This window comes from Bacillota bacterium, assembly GCA_024653485.1.
GTDB lineage: Bacteria > Bacillota > SHA-98 > UBA4971 > UBA4971 > UBA6256.
In genome coordinates this window covers 128715-149359 of sequence record JANLFY010000003.1, presented here as the reverse complement: position 1 = coordinate 149359, position 20645 = coordinate 128715, and the positions used below count along the sequence as shown (strand labels likewise).

Here is a 20645-nt window from a genome sequence, read left to right as displayed (position 1 = left end):
ACGACTCGACGCAGCGAAGCTCGTCGTTCACCATGAAGGAGATGCCTCTTCGGGAGAGACCCAGGGAACGCCTCATGAAGGCGGGCCCCGAGGCGCTCTCTTCGGCGGAGCTGGTGTCCATAATACTCGGAACGGGAGTGCGTGGCCAGACCGCCCTGGCCCTCGCAAGCGCCGTTCTGCGGGATTTCGGGGGCCTGAGAGGCATAGCCGCGGCCTCTACGGGCGATCTTGCCGCTCAGAAAGGGATCGGTCCCGCAAAGGCGGTGCGACTGAAGGCCGCCGTTGAGCTCGGGAGGAGAGCGGTCACTCTGGATCCCGAGGAACTCGCCCAGGTGACTGGGCCGGGAGACGTGGCGCGCCTCCTCATGGGGGAGATGCGCTATCTCGACAGGGAGCATTTCAGGGTGGTGCTGCTCAACGCGAAACACAGAGTGCTGGACGTCGTGACGGTGTCGGTGGGATGTCTGGACAGCTCTCTGGTTCATCCGAGAGAAGTGTTCAAAGAGTGCCTGAAGAGGAACTCCGCCTGTGTCATCCTGGTACATAACCACCCGAGCGGGGATCCAACACCCAGCGCAGACGATGTAGCCATAACCCGCCGATTGGCAAGCTCGGGCCTCATTCTAGGGATAGAAGTGCTTGACCACATAATCGTGGGAGACAACAGGTACTCAAGCCTCAAGGAACTCGGTCTGATGACGCCTGCCGTCGTGTCCGGCTCGCGGGCGTCGTCGTGGCACGAGCCTGTGCTGGGCGTAGTTGCCTGTACTGCCGGAAGGGAGAACGTGGAAAGTGATTCTTGACCCTGTGCTCGCTTTCTTCTCGAAGGACCTCGCCATTGATTTGGGGACCGCGAATTCCCTGGTCTACGTGAAGGGAAAGGGAGTCGTGATCCAAGAGCCCTCGGTCGTTGCCATTCGCAAAGACACGGGAGCGATTCTCGAGGTCGGCTCGGCCGCCAACCGCATGGTCGGGAGGACCCCCGGGAACATCGCAGTTGTTCGTCCGTTGAAAGACGGCGTCATAGCCGACTTCGACGTGACTGAGATGATGCTTCGTCATTTCATAGTGAGAGCGCACCGCGGTCGTGCCCTCGTCCGACCCCGTGTAGTGATAGGGGTTCCGTCCGGCGTGACGGAGGTAGAAAGGCGGGCGGTGATAGACGCGGCGCTACAGGCAGGGGCTCGTGAGGCTTACCTGATCGAGGAGCCGCTCGCAGCGGCCGTGGGCGCAGGGCTTCCAGTGTTTGAGCCGTCGGGGAACATGGTTGTGGACATAGGCGGCGGGACCACGGAGATAGCCGTGATATCCCTCGGTGGAATCGTGGCATCGAAATCGATCCGGATCGCCGGGGACGAAATGGACGAGGCCATAGTGCAACACGTCAAGAAGGTTTACAACCTGGTCATAGGGACGAGGACGGCCGAGGAGATAAAGAAGCACATGGGATCCGCCTGCCCCCGAGATCCTGAGGCGACCATGGAGATAAAGGGCAGGGACATGGTATCCGGCCTGCCGAAGACGGTGCGAATCTCCGCGCGGGAGGTAGAGGTGGCGCTGCGCGAACCCATAGGTGCGATAGTCGAGGCGGTCAAGATGACTCTCGAGAGAACGCCGCCTGAGCTCTCCGCCGACATAATCGACAAAGGGATCGTGGCATCGGGCGGAGGGTCGCTCGTGGACGGCATCGAACGGGTGCTGTCCGAGTCAACTGGAATGCCGGTCCACCGTGCGGATGAGCCGCTTACGTGTGTAGTGAGAGGTGCAGGCAAGGCGCTCGAGGAAATGGATCGGTACCGCCGGATGCTGACGGCCTCCTCACGCGTGGGACAGAGAAGGTAACCATGGCGGGCGGGGGTGACGCGCGTGCACGAAGATCCCACCGGCAAGCGCTATGCACTGACCCTGGCTGCAATACTACTGCTACTTGTGGCGCTCCTTTTCGTGACTTCTGGCGAGAGAGGGAGGCTGTCGCTCCCGGAGAGCGCCGTTCGCGAGACCCTCGCGCCTTTCGCGAGGGTGTTGTTCCGCGTAACGGGTGAGATAGGAGCGGCCGTGCGAACCGTCGCCAACCTCCGCCACCTCCTCCGGGAGAATGACCGGCTCTACCTGGAGATATCGCGTCTCATGGCCGAGAACGCGCGTCTCGAGGAGTGCAGACTCGAGAACGCGCGCCTTCGCCAGCTGTTGGGTTTCCAGGCGGCGCTCGACTACTCGACGAGCGCGGCCCAGATCGTGGGAAGGAACCCCGGTAACTGGCTCGAGACGGTGACGATCAACAAGGGCACTCGCAGCGGTGTGAAGAAGGACATGGCTGTGGCGACCATGGAAGGCCTCGTGGGCAGGGTGTTGTCTGCGAGCCCGCGCACCGCGACCGTGCTTCTGATCGTAGATCCCAGGAGCGCAGTCGGGGGACTGGTGCAGCGAACGAGGACTCTGGTCCTGGTGGAGGGCGACCCGGCGAGACCCGGTCTATGTCGCGTAAAGTCGCTCACCGAGCAAAGCGACGTACAGGTGGGGGACAGGGTGCTTTCATCGGGGCTCGGCGGGATATATCCGAAGGGCTTGGTCATAGGGGATATCGTGGAGGTAGTGCCGGGAAAGTATGGGGTGGGAAAAGCCGCGTACCTTAGGCCGGCTGTGGACTTCGCTCGGCTTGAGGAGGTCGTGGTGATCACGGGGGTGAACGAAACGGTCGGTGCCCCCGAGTCGCTTGGATCCCACGTTGTGCCGGAAGCGCCGCGAGGGGTGGCGGGACGATGAGGAACCTTCTTCTGCTCTTGGCGGGCGCGGTCCTGGTGCTCCTCGAGATGACCGTGGTGCCCCACATAGCCCTCCAGGGAGTGAAGCCAGATTTAGTGCTGATCCTAGTGGTGCTGGTGGGCACGTATTCGGGGTGGAGGAACGCGGCCTTAGCGGGTCTCGCCACGGGTTTCATCGAGGACGCGTGTTCAGGGCAGTTTCTGGGGCTTTTCATGTTGACTCGCACCGTCGTCGGCATCGGCGCCGGCCTGTCTTACGCCAGGGTGTTCGAGGACCGAGTCATCGTGCCGACCGTCTTGGTGATTCTGGGTGGAGTCGTAGGCGGCGTGCTTCACTGCTTCCTGCTGTCGTCTTTCGGGGTTCCGATGGCTGTCTCCGTCTCCGCCTTTCGGATGATTGTGGGGCAAGCCCTGTACTCAGGTTTGCTGGTCCCGATCACGCTCAGAGTCGTTGCGAGGCTAGACGCGCGCGCAAAGCGGGTCTTAGAGCGCCGCCAGGCCGCCTAAGTACCAGGCGTCGTGCTCCGGGCGTTCTTCGTGCGGTTGTGGGCGTCGCCTCATAGGGAACGGAGAGACCGGTTTCCCGTCAGTGCTGAGGCGCCGGGAGACGTCAGCCCACCGGTGCGGGAAGATGATGTGAAGCTCCCTCCGAAGCTTCGAAGGCGCCGCAAGACCTCCAGGGAGGAGACAATGCCCGAGTCTGCAGCTCAGAACAGGCTGAGACACCTCGGTTTCGTGGTCGTTGCCGTGCTCGTGGTGCTCGTATCGCGCCTGTGGCACCTGCAGATCATGCGAGGGGACGTGTACGAGGCGCTGTCGCAAGGCAACAGGATCCGATTGATACCGGTTCCCGCCCCGAGGGGCAAGATACTCGACCGCAACGGTGTGCCGCTGGCCGCGAGCCGCATGGCGTTCTCCGTGTCGATAGTGCCTCAGGACGTGCCTGACATAGAGGCCACCGTGGCCCAGCTTGCTCCCATCCTCGGGATGTCCGCCCAGACCATCAAGGAGAAGCTCGCTGCCCCGAGGCGGCCCTTCGAACCCATCAGGCTCCTGACTGACGCGTCACCCGCCACCGTGACCGCGATAGGCGAGCGACGGACAGATCTGCCGGGCGTGGTCATCGAGGAGATACCGGTCCGCAGTTACGTTCACGGTGACTTCGCGAGCCATCTCATCGGTTTCATCAGGGAGATCGACTCAGCAGAGCTGAAAGTATACAGGGACAAGGGCTACCGGCCGGGCAACCTCATAGGGAAGGTCGGGGTGGAGAGGACCTTCGAGGAGCACCTCCGCGGCACTGACGGAGGGGACCAAGTCGAGGTGAACAGCCTTTCCCAGCCAATCAAGGTGCTGGGAAGCCTTGCACCGGTTCCTGGGAACGACGTGGTGCTCACTATCGACGAGAGGGTTCAGGCAGCTGCGGAACGCGCCCTGTCCGAACAGCTGCAGGCGCTGTCCAAGTCCCCAAAGACCGCGCAGGCCAAGGCGGGCGCCGTTGTGGCCATTGATCCAAGGACCGGGGAGGTATTGGCGATGGCGAGCAAGCCTTCGTACGACCCCAACATGTTCGTGGGAGGCTTGTCCCCCGAAGAGCTGGCCTTTCTGTCATCGACCCCGAGTCCGCAACCGAACCGGGCGATGAGCCATGCATACCCTCCGGGCTCCGCATTCAAGGTCATAACCACGCTTGCGGCCTTGGAGCGCGGCAAGGTCACGATGAACGACAGGTTCGAGTGCACTGGGCGTGACCGCCAGTCCGGCAAAGCTTGCTGGACGATAGAGCGCGGGAAGGCGCACGGCATGCAGGACCTCGTCACCGGGATCGCCAACTCGTGCAACATCGTCTTCTACGAGCTCGGGCGGCGCGTGGGAATCGACGATCTGGCCGCGTACGCAAGGATGTTGGGCCTCGGGCAGCCTACCGGCATCCAGCTGTCTCCGGGTGATGCGTCCGGGCTCGTGCCGGACAGGGCATGGAAGAAGCTGAACTTCAAGGGATACGACCAGATCTGGTACCCCACGGAGACGCTGGACGTAGCGATCGGCCAGGGGGCTTTGCTTGCCACACCTCTACAGATCGCGAGCGTTTACGCGACGATAGCGGCAGGCGGGGTCATCCACGTTCCGATGGTCGCGCGGGCCGTTCTGACGCCGGACGGAGAGGTCGTGAGCGAGTTCCGCCCGAGAGTGGCCGGGGTCGTCGAAGTGTCACAGGAATCTCTCGCCACGCTCAAGCAAGGGCTTGCGAAGGTGGTCTCCGAGGGGACGGCGGCAAGCGCGTTCCAGGGGTTTCCCGTGGCCGCGGCGGGCAAGACGGGCACAGCGCAGAACCCTGAGGGCGATAGCCATGGATGGTTCGCGGGGTTCGCGCCCGTCGAGAATCCGGAGATAGTTGTGGTGGTCCTCGTCGAGCACGGGACCAGTGGGTCGCTTGCCGCGGCGCCTGTCGCGAGGAGGGTCATGGAGGCGTATTTTGGGCTCGACCGAGAACGGCCAGAGCGGCAAGAGCAGCCCGGCCCGGCTGGCTCCGCAACACCGATGGATGGGCCCGCGGAAACGTCCAGCCCGGAGGTCACAAGCCACGAGTCCAACGGCTCGCCTTCACCTGAGGCGTCGAGCCCGCCCGGTCACTGATTCTCCGCTCGAGTGGCCGCCGTGCGAGAGGGCGTCCATCCCCATTCGCACGTTTTCCGCCGTGACGGGCAGGAATTGAGTTGGCTTCTGGTGAAACTATTGCAGCGCTACCCGAACCACCCTGGTGGGGAGTTCGAGGAGGTGTGCGCGGCTGCCCATGAAGACGGAGGACGTCGTATTCAAAGGGACGAAACGGGGACTGTGCATAATCTTGCCCCATGATGAGGACTTCGCGCGGCTCAAGGGGAAGCTGGCGGACAAGCTGGAGAAGACTTCTGGGTTCTTCGCCGGGGCGACTCGGGCGGTGCTCGACATCGGCGAGCTTGCACTCTCGGAGGACGATGTCCGCGAGTTAGTGAACATAGTGGAGTCGTTCGGTATGTCGGTCTCGCGAGTTGCAGGTGGGATCGGCCTTGCGACCGTGGCCGAGCCGCCGGGCCCGCGCTCGTCCCCGCCGGTGTCATCCACTCCAGGGGTTGTCCAACACCGCGCTCAGGAACCTGAGAGGCTGTTCGACCGCGCGTGCGCCGGTGAACCGCAGCCTGCACCGGCGGCGCGCGAAGAGACCCTGCTCTTGCGGGGGACTCTCCGGTCAGGCCAGCGTGCCACGTTCAGTGGGAACGTCGTGGTGCTCGGGGACGTGAACCCCGGCGCGGAGGTCGTGGCTGGCGGAGACATCGTCGTCATGGGTGCCTTGCGAGGGGTCGCTCATGCGGGGTCGCCCGATAACCGCAGGGCGATGGTGGTGGCACTAAGATTCATGCCCACGCAGCTCCGGATAGCCGACGCGATAGCCAGGCCCCCGGACGGCGAGAGCAAGGCCCCACGCACGCCGGAGATGGCACGGGTGAGGGGCGATCAGATAGTGATCGAGGCCTACTCCGCGAGGAAGGCCGAGGTGGAGGAGGAGCCTGCATGGAAGGAAGGGTCATAGTGGTCACCTCTGGTAAGGGAGGGGTGGGCAAGACCACCGCAGTCGCCAACATCGGCTGCGGGCTCGCCTCTAGAGGAAAGAAGGTGGCCCTGGTCGATGCCGACATCGGACTGCGCAATCTTGACATCGTGCTTGGTTTGGAGAACAGGATCGTGTACGACATCGTCCACGTGATAGAGGGCAAGTGCCGGCTGAGACAGGCCCTCATACGAGACAAGCGGTTACAGACGTTGTTCCTGATGCCGGCGGCACAGTCGAAGGACAAGGAGGCCGTCCAGCCGGAGCAAATGAAGCAGCTTTCGAGGACCCTGGCGGGCGAATTCGACTACGTCGTGGTGGACTGCCCCGCCGGAATTGAGCGCGGGTTCAAGAACGCAATAGCCGGGGCGGATGAAGCCGTCATCGTGACCACGCCCGAGGTATCCGCGGTTCGGGACGCCGACCGCATTGTCGGCCTGCTCGAGGCCCAGGGCATGAGCAGACCAAGGCTCGTGGTCAACAGGCTCCGGCCACAAATGGTGAAACGCGGCGACATGCTCGATGTCGGCGACGTACTGGACATCCTCGCCATTGACCTTCTGGGCGTAGTTCCCGATGATGAGTCGGTGATTACCTCCACCAACAGGGGCGAGCCCGTTGTGCTGGACGGGTCTTCCAGGGCGGGAGAGGCCTTCAGACGGATAGCCGCTCGGATCGATGGGGAAGACGCTCCATTCATGTCATTGGAAGCCGAAGGATTCTGGTCGAGACTGAAGAGGCTTGTCGGTGCGCGAAGGTGACGCCGGGGGAGGCGACGTGCCGTGTTCGACTTCATGTCACGGATTCTGGGCGGCAAGTCCAGGCCGGGCGGGCTGGGGAGCAAGAGCCTTGCCAAGGAGCGACTCAAGGTCACGCTGGCGTGCGATCGGGTCGGGGTCTCCCCACAGGTGTTCGAGGGTCTCCGTGTGGACCTGGCGAGAGCTGTATCGAAGTACGTAGAGATCGACGAGGCAGGCATGAGTCTCAGGTTCGACTCGACCGATAGGAGGCTTGCGCTGGTAGCTAGCATGCCTGTGATCGGAATGAGACGGGGGAGCGAGGCCTGCCGCCGAGGCAAGGCCAGAAGGTGAGGGCGTGCCCGTGTTTCTCGACCGGCGTCTTCTCCGAAACCTCGACTACTCGCTGATCCTCGCGGTGCTGACACTCTGCGTGATAGGCTTCGCGATCGTCTTCAGCGCGACGCGTGGGGGAATTGGTCCTGGGTCTCCCCAGGATCCGCTGTACTTCGTCAAGAGGCAGGTGGCCGCGTTCGGTCTCGGCACATTGGCCTGTGTGGCGGTGCTCACCACCGACTATAGACTCGCCGGCAGAGCCCACAGAGCGCTGTATGCAGCCAATGTGGGACTGCTCTCGCTGGTGTTGGTGATGGGGCACAGGATCTCGGGCGCACAGAGCTGGTTCAGGATCGGCCCTGTGGCGCTTCAACCGTCGGAGTTGGCTAAGGTGGCGCTGATACTCACGCTAGCGCGTCATCTGTGCGAGGCGCATGACCTTGCCACCAATCGTGGGGTCGCGCTCGCGTTGCTCCACGCGGCGGTCCCCGCCGGGTTGGTTCTGCTTCAAAACGACCTCGGGACAGCCCTCGTGTTCTGCGGGATAACGTTTGCCATGCTGTACGTAGCAGGGGCGCCTACGAGGACTCTTCTCGCTGTGGCGGGCGCGGGGGCTCTCGCCTCGCCCGTGGTGTTCTTTTTCCTGCTGAAAGACTATCAGCGTGCCAGGCTTCTCGCCTTCCTCAACCCGTACGCTGACCCAACGGGCACGGGATACAACGTCATTCAGTCCACGATCGCCATCGGGTCGGGAAGGTTCTTCGGCAAGGGTCTCTTCAGAGGCACGCAGGCCCACCTCAACTTCCTCCCCGCCCACCATACGGACTTCATCTTCTCTGTAATCGGGGAAGAGTTCGGCTTCATCGGGGCAGTCGTCGTGCTAGCGCTGTTCGGCTTCGTCCTGTGGAGGTGTCTGCACGCCGCGGCCTTGGCGAAGGACGCCTTCGGGCGTCTCGTAGCCACGGGCGTGGCCGCGATGATCCTCTTTCACGTCCTGGTCAACGTGGGGATGACGATGAGCCTCATGCCCGTGACAGGCATTCCCCTGCCCTTCCTCAGCTACGGAGGGAGTTCTCTCATGGCGAACCTCATCGCCATCGGATTCGTCCTCGACGTATACATGAGGAGGCAGAAGATCCTCTTTTAGGGATCAACGCACCCGGCCCCCTCGTGCCCCCCGATCGTCTGGCGACCCGGCTGCCCGTGGGGTCGCGCATAGCGGCTGGCATGGCGCAATATACTCTTACCGTGGCGGGATGGGGCTTTTCCACGGGAGGAGGGGCACGATGCGGACCAAGCTGGCTCGCGACGCCGCGATATCGTTCCTGGTTTTCGGTTTCGTGCTCGCGGTCAGCAGGAGCAACCTCCCGGTCGGGAGGGGGGTTAGGTCCTGCGTTCAGGCGCTTCTCACGGAAGATACGAGTCTCTTGGAGCTGACAGGGAAGATTCGCGACGCGACTCGAAGCCTGCTGGGCTGGAATCCGTGGACGAAAGAGGCTGCCGATAGGGAGAACAGCGAGGCAAGCGCCGGGGGAGGGGGGGCGCGTTCAGACAGGCTGCCGGGCGGGGGGCCGGGTGACGCGTCTACCGCACCTGACACCTCGGAGGTCGTCGCTCGCTCTCTGGCGCGTCTTACAGAAGTGGGCGCGACGCTAGACGCCGCAGCCGTGTCAAGCGAAAGCGCCAGCCCGGACCAGCCACAGCTCGCGATGAGCCGCGGCCCGAGCGGAGGGCGCGCCCTTCCCGCAAGCGTGACGCGGCTTGTCCCCGAAGCTGGCGCGGTGGGTGAGAGCGCAGGAGACGACCGCGTAGACGGGGTGCCGAAGGAAGGCGCAGCCATCGAGGCCACCGGGAAGCAAGAATCCCACACCACTGTTCGCTCCGCGCCCTCCTCCAGCCCAACACCTCCGACTTCCGCCAATGACCTTCGAAAGCTGTCTGCCCCAGTCAGCGGTCGCGTGACGTACGGCTTTGGGTACAGGATTCACCCCATCTATAGGCGACGTCTCTTCCACGAGGGCATAGACGTTGCGGCCCCCGCGGGCGCTACGGTCCGAGCGGCGGCGTCCGGGAGAGTCATTCGCGCGGGTCCCTGCGGAACGTACGGCAACATCGTCGAGTTGGATCACGGGGGGCGGCTGACCACGCTGTACGCTCACTGCTCGAGGATCCTCGTGAGACCTGGAGACAAGGTGCGCACGGGGCAGAAGATCGCGGAGGTGGGCAGCACCGGCCTTTCCACCGGTCCGCACCTTCATTTCGAGGTCTCGCTGAACGGGAAGGCAACGGATCCCTTCGCGTACCTCGAAGGAGGCAGGCGCGACAGATTGTGATAGGCGTGCGCGTTTTCGGAGTGGAAGTCGGGGTCAACCCGTTCTTCCTCCTTCTCCTCTTCGTGTACGCCTCGGTCGGACTGTTCCGCGAAACCGTCCTCGTGTTCTGGGTCGTGCTCCTTCACGAACTTGCTCACGTCGCCGTTGCCTCATGTCTTGGCGTCCGAGCCACGCGCGTCGAGCTCCTTCCTTTCGGGGGCTCCGTGTCCTTCTCCGAAAGCCTCCTGGCGAGCCCTGTTCGAGAGGCTCTCATCGCCGCATCGGGACCCGTCCACAACTTCGCCTTCGCCCTCTTCGTGGTCGTGATGGAGCGCTGCGGGTACGTTTCAGGCAACCTTTCAGAGTTCCTGGTGGAGACGAACGTAGCCATGGGCGTGTTCAACCTGCTTCCCGCCATTCCGCTGGATGGCGGTCGCCTGCTTAGGGCGGCTCTCGCACCCACCTTGGGACCGGTGCGAGCTTCCCTGCTCGCAGCCGGACTCGGCCGCCTCATCGGAGCGGGAGTGTTGGTGATCGGTGGAGCGCTCGCGTACCTCGGGCACTGCAACATCCTCGTGCCCGTGCTCGGCGGATTCCTCGTGTTCGCTGCATCACGGGAGGCTTACATGGCGTCTTGGGCACGTATCAAGGACATCCTGAGGAAAAGGGATCGATTCCTCGCCCAGGGTGCCATGGCAGTAAACGTCCTGGCGGCGCATGAGGCGGCACCCCTGGGCGGCGTAGCAAGGCGGTTCGTTCCTGGCAAGCTCAACCTTGTGGCGGTGTTCGATGACGAACTAGCGATGAGAGGCCTCGTTTCCGAGGTCGACGTGCTGGAGGCCATGACCAAACACGGTCCAGACGCGCCCATAGGCACACTCGCGCCTTGACGTCGGGGGTTCGGATGTTTTCGTGGCGCATGGTGATGGAATCTGATAGAATGTGGTGGGAGGGCCGACGCCTGGCGCGGTTTCGGGCGTCGGCATGTGAGAATACTATGGCCGATGCCGTAGTCTCCTATGTGGTGGCGCTGATGTGGTGGGACGGTGCATGCAGATAGATTCGCGCTTGCTCGATGAGCTCCTTGAGAAAGTGGAGAGACCTGCCCGCTACGTTGACGGCGAATGGAACGCCGTGCACAAGAGCCTCGATGAGGTGGAGGTCACGGTCCTCCTGGCTTTCCCAGACACCTATGAGGTGGGGATGTCTCATCTGGGACTGAAAATCCTGTATTACTTGCTCAATCAACGAGAAGACGTGGCGTGCGAGCGCACCTTCATGCCGTGGGTGGACATGCACTCAGCGATGAAGGAAAGGGGAATCCCGTTGTACTCCCTCGAGTCGCGCCTTCCCGCTTGCGAGTTCGACATCCTCGGGTTCAGCCTGCAGTATGAGCTGTCTTACACGAACGTCCTCGCCATGCTGGACCTGGCCGGTATTCCCGCACGCTCCAGCGCAAGGCGCGAAGACGACCCGATCGTCATCGCGGGAGGACCCTGCGCGTACAACCCTGAGCCCATCGCGCCTTTCCTCGATGCCGTGCTCCTTGGCGAGGGGGAGGAGGCGGTGGGAGAGATAGTCGACGTGTACAAGGAGGCGAAGCGCGAGGGTCTCCCCAGACGGGAGGTGCTCGAGGCCTTGGCGCGCGTTCCGGGCGTATACGTGCCGTCCCTATATGAGGTGGAGTACGGGAAGGATGGCAAGCTCTCCAGAATCCTTCCAACGAGCTCGGCTGCGGCGTACCCCGTGGAAAAGAGGGTGGTCAGAGACCTTGACGCCGTCCCGTTCCCAGACAAATTCGTGGTGCCGTTCGCCGAGATCATCCACGACCGGATCATGCTCGAGATCTTCCGCGGGTGTACCCATGGCTGCAGGTTTTGCCAGGCGGGCATGGTCTACCGGCCAGTGAGGGAGAGAGACCTCGACGACCTGTGCGACCTCGCGGGACGCCTCGTGACGAGCACAGGGTACGAGGAAATGTCCCTGATGTCCCTTTCGAGCGCCGATTACTCGCGCATCAGAGAGCTTGTGTCGAGTCTCCTCGAGCGGTACTCCGGATCGGGCGTGGCGGTTTCCCTTCCGTCGCTTCGAGTGGACTCGTTTTCCGTGGATCTAGCGAAGGAGGTGGAGAAAGGCAGAAGAACCGGTCTGACTTTCGCTCCGGAGGCGGGGACGCAAAGGCTCAGAGACGTGATAAACAAGGGAGTGAACAGGGATGACCTGCTGGAGGCGGTCAGGGCGGCCTTTGCCGCAGGTTGGCAGGGTGTCAAGCTGTACTTCATGATTGGCTTGCCAACAGAAACCGAGGATGACCTGGCAGGCATAGTGGACCTCGCCAGAGAGGCCTTGGCTTGCGGCAAGGAGCAGACGCTCCGCGCGGGCTCGAAGCGGCCACCCCAGGTCACCGTGAGCGTCTCTTCCTTCGTTCCGAAGGCCCATACGCCGTTTCAGTGGCACCCCCAAGCCCCCGTGGAGGATCTCGTCGCAAAACAGGATTACCTCAAACGCCACTTACGCGGGAAGGGCCTCAAGTTGATGTGGCACGACGTGAAAGCGAGCTTCCTCGAGGCAGTCTTTTCGAGGGGGGATCGTCGTCTCGCGGCTGCCGTCGAAGAGGCGGCCGCTCTTGGGTGCAGGTTCGACGCATGGCACGAAGAGCTGCGTTTCGAGGAATGGCAGAAGGCATTTGTCAGAGCGCGCGTGCGGCCGGAGTTCTACGCCAATGAGCACTGGGGTTACGATGACGTGCTCCCATGGGAGCATCTGAGCGCCGGGGTGTCCAAGGAGTACCTGGCGGCTGAGTCCGCGAGGGCCGCTCAGGGCGTGACGACCCCCGATTGCCGCCTGGGGAAATGCGTGAAATGCGGCGTCTGTCCACAGCTTGGGGTTGCGCCGCACATACTCGCACGACCTGTTGAGGGGGTATCGTAGTGGAGAACGGCACGATTCCCCCTCGGGGTGCATCGCGGGTCGTTTGCAGGCTCAAGCTATCAAAGACTGGGCCGGCACGGTTCATGTCGCACCTGGATTTCATGCGAGCCGTGGAAAGGGCGGTTCGGCGGGCGGGACTTCCCGTGGCCCTGACGCAGGGCTTTCACCCTCACCCGAGGATGTCCTTCGCGCCCGCGCTGCCTGTGGGGATCGAAAGCGAGTGCGAGCTGGTGGACGTGGAACTCAGCGGCTGCCCCGACCCCAGTGAGGCGGGCGCAAGAGTGCGCGACGCTCTGCCCAGCTGTCTAGCGCTAGTGGCTTGCGCGCTTGTGCCGCAGGGAGGGCCCTCACTGAGCATGTTGATCCAGGCAGTGTCCTACGAAGTGGACTTTGAGCGCGAAGACGCCGGAGCGTGGGGAGGCCATATCGAGGCTGCGGTCGAGGGGATCCTTCGGGCGCGCGCGGTTCCCGTGTTCCGTGCGACGCCCAAAGGCACCAAGGAGGTCGATCTGAGACCTCTCATCTACGACCTCAAGTTCTTTCGGGGAGACGTGACCGATAGGGTGTGCATCCTGGTTGGTGAGGGACCAGATCGGCACGTGAGACCCGGGGATATCGTTCGGGAGATCCAGCGTCGGGCGGCAAGCGGCAGGGCCGTCCGTCCCGCGAGGATCGTGCGCAAGGAGTTTTTCATGAGGAGGGACGGGGCTCTCTGCCCCGTTCTCTAGATGGCTATTCGGGGTCCGGGTCTGGGAGCCCGCCCCGGCCGGGCTTTCCCCATTGGGGACTTATTTCGAGGAGTGAAGCGGATGTCCAAGGAGATAGTCGTGAATGTGCGGCCTGGCGAGACCCGGGCCGCTGTGATAGAAAACGGGCACTTGGTGGAGATTCAGATTGAGAGGCAGGCCCACCAAAGGTACGTGGGGAACATATACAAGGGTCGTGTGGAGAACGTGCTCCCTGGAATGCAGGCGGCCTTCGTCGACGTCGGACTGGAGCGCAACGCGTTTCTCTACGTGGAGGACGCTCTCAAGGCGCGTGAGGGTCAATTCGATGACATAGACGTGGAGGATGTCAAGACTCTATCCATCAAGGACCTCCTCAAGGAAGGGCAGCAGATAATAGTCCAGGTGACGAAGGAGCCCATTGGAACGAAGGGGGCGCGGGTAGTGACCCAGGTCACGCTGCCCGGAAGGAACATCGTCCTCATGCCCACAGTGGACTATGTGGGGGTGAGCAGGCGGATCTCCAACGATGAGGAACGCGGGCGTTTGAAGAAGATCGCGATGAGGGCCAAACCCAGGGGTTGCGGGGTGATCGTGCGGACCGCTGCGGAGGGGAAAGACGAAAAGGAGATCGTCCAAGAGATCGGATTCCTGGTGAAACTCTGGCGTCGCATCAAGACGAAGGCACGCCGCACCTCAGCTCCCGCACTGCTGCATCGGGACTACGATCTCATCTACCGGATAATGAGAGATCTCCTGACGGAGGACGTGGACGAGTTCATCGTGGACGACGCTCACGAGTTCGAGAAGGCCAGGGACCTAGTGAACATCATGTCTCCGCAGCTGAAAGGGAAACTCAAGTACTACGCCGAGGAGGAGCCCATCTTCGACCACTACGGCGTGGAGGAGGAGATAGAGAAAGCGCTGCGCCGCAGAGTGTGGCTTTCGTGCGGCGGGTACCTGGTATTCGACCACACTGAGGCTCTCACGAGCATTGACGTCAACACCGGCAGGTTCATAGGCACGACGAACCTGCAAGACACGGTGCTCAGGACGAACCTGGAGGCTGCGGCGGAGATCGCTCATCAGTTGAGATTGCGCAACGTTGGAGGCATCATCGTAATAGACTTCATCGACATGGACTCAGAAGAAGCCCGCCAGCAGGTGATAAAGAGGCTCGAGGAGGAGCTGCGGAAAGACAAGACGCGTGCCAGCGTGCTCGGATTCACCCACCTCGGCCTTCTCGAGATGACCCGCAAGAAGACCCGCCCCGGCTTGGAGGAGACGCTGTCACGACCGTGCCCATACTGCGATGGGCGAGGGCGTGTCCTGTCCGAGGAGACGCTTGCCCTCCGGGCAGAGAAGGACATTAGGAGAATCGCCGCCCGTCAGACTGAGGAGGCGATGCTCGTGTCGCTGCACCCCAGCGTGGCAGCGCTTCTCATAGGTCAGGGAGGTAGCAATCTGTCCAGAGTCGAACAGGAGACGGGCAAGGTGATCTACGTCAAGGGGAACCCCTCGCTCCACCTAGAGGACATGGAGGTGGTCGCCACCGGGACTCGCGAGGAGGTTGAGAAGAGGGCTCTTCCGGTAAGCGTTGGGGACGTCCTGGAGGTGGAAGTCCAGGAGCCGCACGCCTCCAACCCGAGCAACGGGATAACGCGCATCGACGGCTACATCGTTGACATAGATGGCGGCGGAAAGCTCGTGGGCAAGAGGGTCAAGGTGGAGATCGCAAAGGTGTTCAGAACGTATGCTCGGGCGAGACCCCGCGACGCATCAGAGGGCGGTCCCGGAGGAGGGCTGGACCGCCCCATGGTCACCGCAGGGGCGGCCGAGGGCGGCGTTTGACACGGTCTGAGCGACTGTGGTAAACTGATCTTCGTGGGTGTGCATTGCCACGCCGCTCGGGGCGGGCCGCGAAAACTCCCAAGTCGAATGACTGGGGTGCCTTGCCCCGGCGAGTCGAAGCGAGAGGAGACGCGAGGGTCGAGATGTATGCTGTTATCGAGACGGGCGGGAAGCAGTACCGTGTAAGCCGGGACGACATCCTCCGCGTTGAGAAACTGGGCAAGGGGCCGGGGGACACCGTTGAGTTCGACCACGTGCTGCTGGTGTCGGATGATGCGGGCGTCGTCACTCTTGGGACCCCATATGTGCCTGGAGCGAAGGTCGTCGCCACGGTAGTATCGGAGGGCAAGTCCCGCAAGTTGCTGGTTTTCAAGTACAAGGCCAAGAAGAATTACAGAAGGCGCTACGGCCATAGGCAGCCGTTCACCGAGGTGCGCGTGACGAGCATTCAGCGCGAGTCCGCCACCGGCAGCTCGGAAGCGCCCGTGAGCTCTTCTGACGGCGGGGAGGTGTGAGGGGTGGCCCATAAGAAAGGTGTAGGCAGCTCGAGGAACGGTCGTGATTCCAGGTCAAAGCGGCTCGGCGTGAAAGAGCACGCGGGCGAATTCGTGTCCGCGGGCAGCATTCTCGTTCGGCAGCGGGGCACGAAGATACGCGCGGGAGCTAACGTCGGGATCGGCGGAGACGACACCCTCTACGCCAAGGTCAGCGGGCGCGTGGCGTACGAACGGTGCGGCAAGGACGGGAAGCGAGTATGCGTCTATCCCGCGGAGGTCGCGGGTTCCTAGGCAACGCGGGCCGGAGGCCGCGCCAGGCTGCGGCTGGCAACTCAGCCCGGGCGCGTCGGGGCTCGCGCGTGCGCCAGGGTCTCAAGCGACCTCATCGTGCTCATGGCGTAATGTGCCGCAGCGCGTTGGGGCCGGCCGGTCTCGTGGGGGTGCGTGCGGCCAAGAGCCCTTTCCGGGGTATGGCGCGATCGTCCATGGCGTCGCCGGAAGCACACAGCCCTCCGCAGGCGCGTTGGAAGGCCTGCGGAGGGCTTTCTTGCACTGCCTGTGTTCGGACGCTGACACGGACCGCGCTTCCGCCCGAGGGTCCGACGCAACGCGTGGCTGACTCCGTCTTGCGGGTGAGTCCGTTTGCTCGTTGTCCCGCGGTGCATTGCTTGCTGCACGCCAGGTTGGGCCTTGGGCCTGAGACTCGGAAGAGGCGTGGGTGCCGACTGCACCGTGGGGGAACGATACGGCTGAGGTGAGCCTGATGTTCGTTGACACCGCGAAGATATACGTGAAAGCGGGCGACGGCGGGAGGGGCGCGGTGAGCTTCCGCCGCGAGAAGTACGTTCCCGCTGGAGGACCCGATGGGGGTGACGGCGGAGACGGCGGCGATGTGATCATCCTGGCGGACGCCTCAATGAGCACTCTCATGGATCTCCGGCACAAGAGACATTACAAGGCGGAAAGCGGGCAACCGGGAGGAGGAGCCAACAGGCACGGCAGGAATGGCGCGAACGAGGTCATAAGAGTCCCTCCAGGCACGATCGTTCGTGACGCCGAGACGGGCGAGGCTCTCGCTGACCTGGCAACGCCGGGGGAGACCGTGGTGGTCGCGAGGGGCGGGAGAGGAGGGAGGGGCAACGCCAGGTTCGCAACGCCCACGAGGCAAGTGCCACGCTTCGCTCAGCCAGGCACGGCCGGGGAGGAGAGGTGGCTCGAGCTTGAGCTCAAGCTCCTCGCGGACGTAGGGCTCATAGGATTGCCGAACGTAGGGAAGTCGACGCTCATATCGAGGATGTCAGCGGCAAAGCCCAAGATAGCGGATTATCCGTTCACCACGCTCGTGCCCAATCTCGGGGTGGTCGACGCGCAAGACGGCAGGAGCTTTGTGGTCGCGGACATTCCCGGGCTCATCGAGGGCGCGCACGCCGGCGCCGGCCTCGGGCACGAATTCCTAAGGCACGTGGAGCGGACTCGTCTCTTGGTGCATGTGCTAGACCTGGCTGCGCTCGACAGAGACCCTCTTTCCGATTTCGACGTGGTACAAAGCGAGCTCGGCCTGTACAGCCCGGACCTAGCTGCGCGTCCGACGTTGGTCGCGGCCAACAAGATAGACGTTCCGGAGGGCAGGGCTCGTTTGGGCAGAGTGGAGGAGGAGCTCAGCTCGAGGGGTTTCAAGGTGTATGGCGTTTCCGCGGTGACCGGCGAGGGGGTGCAGAAGCTGGTCTCAGCATTGGCGGCCCAATTGAACCCCAGGGAGGGCTGACGGGAGGGATCCGGTCGTGAAGGATGGAGCCGCCTGTGTCAAGCAGGACGCCTGCCAAGCGAGGCGACTCGGCATCATGGGTGGCACCTTTGATCCGATACACCATGGGCACCTCGTGACCGCGGAGGTGGCCAGAGTGAAGTTCGGCCTTGACGCGGTGGTGTTCGTGCCTTCCGGCGTGCCTCCCCATAAGCGCGGGGTGGACATATCGCCCGGACGGGATCGGTACATGATGACCGTTCTGGCGACCGCGACGAATCCGTACTTCGAGGTCTCCAGGGTGGAGCTCGACCGCCCGGGCCCGTCGTACACCGTGGACACCGTGAAGGAGTTCCGGACGAAGCACGGGCCTGGCACGGGACTCTACTTCATCACGGGAGCAGACGCTGCAGTCGAGATATTCACGTGGAAGGACGCCCACGAGCTGCTGAGGATGTGTGCCTTCATCGTTGCGACAAGGCCAGGGTATTGCACTGCCCGTCTTGAGTCTGAGCTTGGCCGGGCGCGTGCAGTCTCTACCCACGGGGTGTTCGTCCTGGAGGTGCCCGCTCTCGCCATCTCATCCACTGACATCAGGGCGAGGGTGAAGCACGGAGATCCCATCCGCTATCTCCTCCCCGAGAGCGTGGAGAACTACATTCGAAAAACCGGGCTCTACACGCGTTCCGACCGATCACCTGACGTGAGTTAGACGCCGTCACCAGCCCGTCCGCTCGCGCGTCGGAGCGAAGCCACGGGACATGGGCGTTTACAGCCCGCGGAGTCGGTGGTATAATAAGTCTGGCAAGACGGACGAAACCGCGAAACCGATGCCTGGAGGTCAAGCTCGGTGCCTTAAACCGCGAGCGCACGCGCGGACGAGCGTGCATGGGCAAGTGAAAACCCCACTTATGTTTCCTTGTCTTGCGGGTTTCCGTGGTTCAGGTCTTTCCGTAAGCAGAATCCGATCGGGGGCAGTCAGAGCTAGTACGCAGCACAGCGGCCTGGTCCGACGGGTGAGGAGGTCGCGCCACGATCCGAATAGGGTGTGCGGATTGAGAACCAAGGTCTCTTGCAGCCTTGGTTTTTCTTTCACAAAGAGATGGAGGTGGTATCCTGTGACGAAAACCCTGTATGTGGGGAACCTGCCCTGGGCACTGACTGAGGAAGACTTGGCCGAGGCGTTCAGGGCGGTGGCGGAGGTCAAGGGCAGTAGGGTGATTACCGACAGAGAGACGGGTAGGTCGCGTGGATTCGGGTTCGTGGAGGTCGACGACGAGGACGTGGAGCGCGTTGTGGCCGCGATGAACGGCGCGGACATCGGTGGAAGGCAGATCATAGTCAACGAGGCCAGGCCTCGGCAGGCAAGGTACTGAGTGCCTGCGTGCGCCCTCAAGGGAGGGGCGGCGGTGGCGAAGTTCGGTAGAGGCGAGACTTCGCCAGCCAGGGGACAGCGGTGAGCGTGATCAATCCATGACGTTCCTCGCCGAACCTTTGCGAATGGGAGGCGGCAGGCATAGACCCACTGGCCATTGCCGAGATAGCGCGTGCTGCTGCGGAGGGCAAGAAAGCCCTGGACGTGCTGGTGCTGGATGTCCGTGATCTCACGATAATAGCCGATTACTTCGTCATAGCGGGCGGGACATCGAGAACGCAGCTGAAGGCCATCTGCGACGCCATACTTCAAGAGCTCAAGGAACGAGGTGTGCTTCCTCAGCACAAGGAAGGGACCGTCGAAGGCGGCTGGGTGATCCTGGATTACGCCGACACCGTGGTCCACGTGTTCCATTCCAAAGAGAGAGAGTATTACGATCTAGAACGGCTGTACCGTGGCGCAAGAGTAGTGGGAACCTCGCTCGTGGACGCCGTGCCGGAGGAAGGCTGCTCACGCGACGACCGTGCCGAGCCTCGGGAGGCTCGTAGGCCTTGACTTGCCCAGGAGGGTCTGCTATAATCGCAGTGAACCAAGGGACGCAATCGAATACGCGAACATCTATCTGGGGACGTAGCTCAGTTGGGAGAGCGCGTGAATGGCATTCACGAGGTCGTGGGTTCGATTCCCATCGTCTCCACCATTTTTCGCCTTCATACTGACGTGCTCTGATTTGGCAGCAGAGTCAGGCGAGGCTCGCAAGACACCCCCCGTCCGTGAGAACGGGGGGTGTTCCCTTCTATGGACTCACCCGCGATATCACCAGAAACCGTCTCTACAGGCTAGCCCAGCTCAACAGGAGTGTACGGTCCGGCGTTGAACCTGTATGGCGCGATCGGAGATAGGCAAGGGAGGTGGAGTCATGTTCGACCTCTCGCGGCGACAGAGGCTCGTGATGGTGGTGTTGCTCGTAATGTTCGGCGTCGGGGGAGTCGTGCTGGTCGCGAGGCAAATGACCTTGGGAGACGTTGTGGTGGCTCCTGGGCCGAGCGAGCCAGCGGGCGGCGAGCGGGCCGAGGCGGCTGAGAGGGACGGAGCCGGCAAAGGTGAGCCCGCGACGGACGTGCAGGCCAAAAGCGCGGTGACCGTGCACGTATGCGGGGCGGTGGCGTCGCCGGGAGTATACACGCTTCCCTCTGGATCCCGGGTGGCGGACGCAGTCAGGCTTGCGGGTGGCCTTGCGGCGGGGGCGTGGCCGGAGCAAGTGAACATGGCAAAGGTACTGTCCGACTCTTCGCAGGTGTACATACCGACTAGGCCAAAGACCGAGCCCGGAGCCGGGCCCGGCCCCGGGTCAGGTTTCGAAGGGGCCTGCGCGGAGCCTTCTCGCATGGCCGAGGCGGTCTATAGCCGAGTCAACATCAACACCGCCGGCCTCGCGGAGCTCGAGTCGCTGCCTGGCATCGGGCCAACCCTTGCCCGCAGAATCATCGACTACCGTGGCGCCAACGGCCGGTTCGAGAACCCCGAGCAACTCACGGACGTGCCGGGAATAGGCCAGGCAAAGTTCGAGGCGTTGAAAGACCTCATCACAGTGTACTAGCTCACGACTCGTGGCGGACGGCCGCGCGGTCGCGTGACAGGGCGGTCGCATACGTCTACGAATGCCGGGCGGGAAGAGGGCGGCTCGCTCGTCAGCCTTCATCCTTGGGTGGAGCTGATCCGCGCCTCCCGCGAGAACTGAGATAGCTGGCTGTTGACCGAGGTGCGGCCGCCTAATTGGGGAGGC

Annotated in this window: 19 protein-coding genes, 1 tRNA gene and 2 pseudogenes; all 22 read left to right on the top strand. The window is 63.0% G+C overall.

The features are described from left to right. Window positions 1–32 precede the first annotated feature (32 nt). Window positions 33–698, top strand: a pseudogene (gene radC / locus NUW12_03495) (DNA repair protein RadC). A 97-nt stretch (window positions 699–795) separates the two neighbouring features. Next, window positions 796–1842 (top strand): rod shape-determining protein, encoded by a 1047-nt coding sequence (locus NUW12_03490; GenBank protein MCR4401833.1) that lies wholly within the window; start codon window positions 796–798, stop codon window positions 1840–1842. 15 nt (window positions 1843–1857) lie between these two features. Further along, window positions 1858–2763 carry a rod shape-determining protein MreC gene (mreC, locus tag NUW12_03485; GenBank protein ID MCR4401832.1) on the top strand — a complete coding sequence of 302 codons (906 nt, stop codon included), beginning with the start codon at window positions 1858–1860 and terminating at the stop codon, window positions 2761–2763. Further along, window positions 2760–3269, top strand: a complete 510-nt coding sequence (mreD, locus tag NUW12_03480) for a rod shape-determining protein MreD (GenBank protein MCR4401831.1) — start codon at window positions 2760–2762, stop codon at window positions 3267–3269. The genes mreC and mreD overlap by 4 nt, the downstream gene beginning before the upstream one ends. A gap of 183 nt (window positions 3270–3452) precedes the next feature. Next, on the top strand, window positions 3453–5399 hold the full coding sequence (mrdA, locus tag NUW12_03475; protein ID MCR4401830.1) for a penicillin-binding protein 2: 1947 nt from the start codon (window positions 3453–3455) through the stop codon (window positions 5397–5399). A 157-nt stretch (window positions 5400–5556) separates the two neighbouring features. Beyond that, entirely contained in the window at window positions 5557–6333 is a 777-nt protein-coding gene (gene minC / locus NUW12_03470) for a septum site-determining protein MinC (GenBank protein MCR4401829.1), read from the top strand. After that, window positions 6315–7112: a septum site-determining protein MinD gene (minD, locus tag NUW12_03465; GenBank protein MCR4401828.1), complete on the top strand. Its 798-nt coding sequence runs from the start codon at window positions 6315–6317 to the stop codon at window positions 7110–7112. Before minC ends, minD begins: the two co-directional genes overlap by 19 nt. A 21-nt stretch (window positions 7113–7133) precedes the next feature. Then, a complete protein-coding gene (gene minE / locus NUW12_03460; protein MCR4401827.1) occupies window positions 7134–7442 on the top strand; it encodes a cell division topological specificity factor MinE in 309 nt (102 codons plus the stop codon). Between the two features lie 4 nt (window positions 7443–7446). Beyond that, window positions 7447–8571, top strand: coding sequence for a rod shape-determining protein RodA (gene rodA / locus NUW12_03455; GenBank protein MCR4401826.1), 1125 nt, complete (start codon window positions 7447–7449; stop codon window positions 8569–8571). 139 nt (window positions 8572–8710) lie between these two features. Beyond that, the gene (locus NUW12_03450; protein ID MCR4401825.1) at window positions 8711–9757 is read left to right on the top strand and encodes a M23 family metallopeptidase; all 1047 of its coding nucleotides are present in this window, start codon (window positions 8711–8713) and stop codon (window positions 9755–9757) included. Then, the gene (locus NUW12_03445; protein MCR4401824.1) at window positions 9754–10626 is read left to right on the top strand and encodes a M50 family metallopeptidase; all 873 of its coding nucleotides are present in this window, start codon (window positions 9754–9756) and stop codon (window positions 10624–10626) included. Before NUW12_03450 ends, NUW12_03445 begins: the two co-directional genes overlap by 4 nt. A gap of 160 nt (window positions 10627–10786) precedes the next feature. After that, complete coding sequence (locus NUW12_03440) at window positions 10787–12667, top strand: TIGR03960 family B12-binding radical SAM protein (GenBank protein ID MCR4401823.1); 1881 nt, start codon at window positions 10787–10789, stop codon at window positions 12665–12667. Further along, entirely contained in the window at window positions 12667–13395 is a 729-nt protein-coding gene (locus tag NUW12_03435; protein MCR4401822.1) for a TIGR03936 family radical SAM-associated protein, read from the top strand. The genes NUW12_03440 and NUW12_03435 overlap by 1 nt, the downstream gene beginning before the upstream one ends. An 81-nt stretch (window positions 13396–13476) precedes the next feature. Next, a complete protein-coding gene (locus NUW12_03430) occupies window positions 13477–15243 on the top strand; it encodes an Rne/Rng family ribonuclease (GenBank protein ID MCR4401821.1) in 1767 nt (588 codons plus the stop codon). Between the two features lie 143 nt (window positions 15244–15386). Then, entirely contained in the window at window positions 15387–15758 is a 372-nt protein-coding gene (gene rplU, locus NUW12_03425; GenBank protein ID MCR4401820.1) for a 50S ribosomal protein L21, read from the top strand. A 3-nt stretch (window positions 15759–15761) separates the two neighbouring features. Then, window positions 15762–16031: a 50S ribosomal protein L27 gene (gene rpmA / locus NUW12_03420; protein MCR4401819.1), complete on the top strand. Its 270-nt coding sequence runs from the start codon at window positions 15762–15764 to the stop codon at window positions 16029–16031. Between the two features lie 472 nt (window positions 16032–16503). After that, window positions 16504–17493 (top strand): annotated as a pseudogene (gene obgE / locus NUW12_03415) (GTPase ObgE). Between the two features lie 28 nt (window positions 17494–17521). Beyond that, entirely contained in the window at window positions 17522–18196 is a 675-nt protein-coding gene (gene nadD / locus NUW12_03410) for a nicotinate-nucleotide adenylyltransferase (GenBank protein ID MCR4401818.1), read from the top strand. 406 nt (window positions 18197–18602) lie between these two features. Further along, window positions 18603–18860, top strand: coding sequence for an RNA-binding protein (locus NUW12_03405; protein ID MCR4401817.1), 258 nt, complete (start codon window positions 18603–18605; stop codon window positions 18858–18860). A 140-nt stretch (window positions 18861–19000) separates the two neighbouring features. Continuing rightward, complete coding sequence (gene rsfS, locus NUW12_03400; protein ID MCR4401816.1) at window positions 19001–19414, top strand: ribosome silencing factor; 414 nt, start codon at window positions 19001–19003, stop codon at window positions 19412–19414. Window positions 19415–19483: 69 nt separating this feature from the next. Beyond that, a tRNA-Ala gene (locus NUW12_03395) sits at window positions 19484–19559 on the top strand. A gap of 219 nt (window positions 19560–19778) precedes the next feature. After that, window positions 19779–20459, top strand: a complete 681-nt coding sequence (locus NUW12_03390) for a helix-hairpin-helix domain-containing protein (protein MCR4401815.1) — start codon at window positions 19779–19781, stop codon at window positions 20457–20459. The last annotated feature ends 186 nt before the right edge of the window (window positions 20460–20645 follow it).

What these genes read in the sequence shown, in the direction of transcription:
- NUW12_03450 (MCR4401825.1), top strand. Translation starts at nt 8,711, where the DNA reads ATGCGGACCAAGCTGGCTCGCGACGCCGCGATATCGTTCCTGGTTTTC.
- minD (MCR4401828.1), top strand. Translation starts at nt 6,315, where the DNA reads ATGGAAGGAAGGGTCATAGTGGTCACCTCTGGTAAGGGAGGGGTGGGC.
- minC (MCR4401829.1), top strand. Translation starts at nt 5,557, where the DNA reads ATGAAGACGGAGGACGTCGTATTCAAAGGGACGAAACGGGGACTGTGC.
- NUW12_03440 (MCR4401823.1), top strand. Translation starts at nt 10,787, where the DNA reads ATGCAGATAGATTCGCGCTTGCTCGATGAGCTCCTTGAGAAAGTGGAG.
- NUW12_03430 (MCR4401821.1), top strand. Translation starts at nt 13,477, where the DNA reads ATGTCCAAGGAGATAGTCGTGAATGTGCGGCCTGGCGAGACCCGGGCC.
- rplU (MCR4401820.1), top strand. Translation starts at nt 15,387, where the DNA reads ATGTATGCTGTTATCGAGACGGGCGGGAAGCAGTACCGTGTAAGCCGG.
- mreD (MCR4401831.1), top strand. Translation starts at nt 2,760, where the DNA reads ATGAGGAACCTTCTTCTGCTCTTGGCGGGCGCGGTCCTGGTGCTCCTC.
- NUW12_03390 (MCR4401815.1), top strand. Translation starts at nt 19,779, where the DNA reads ATGTTCGACCTCTCGCGGCGACAGAGGCTCGTGATGGTGGTGTTGCTC.
- mrdA (MCR4401830.1), top strand. Translation starts at nt 3,453, where the DNA reads ATGCCCGAGTCTGCAGCTCAGAACAGGCTGAGACACCTCGGTTTCGTG.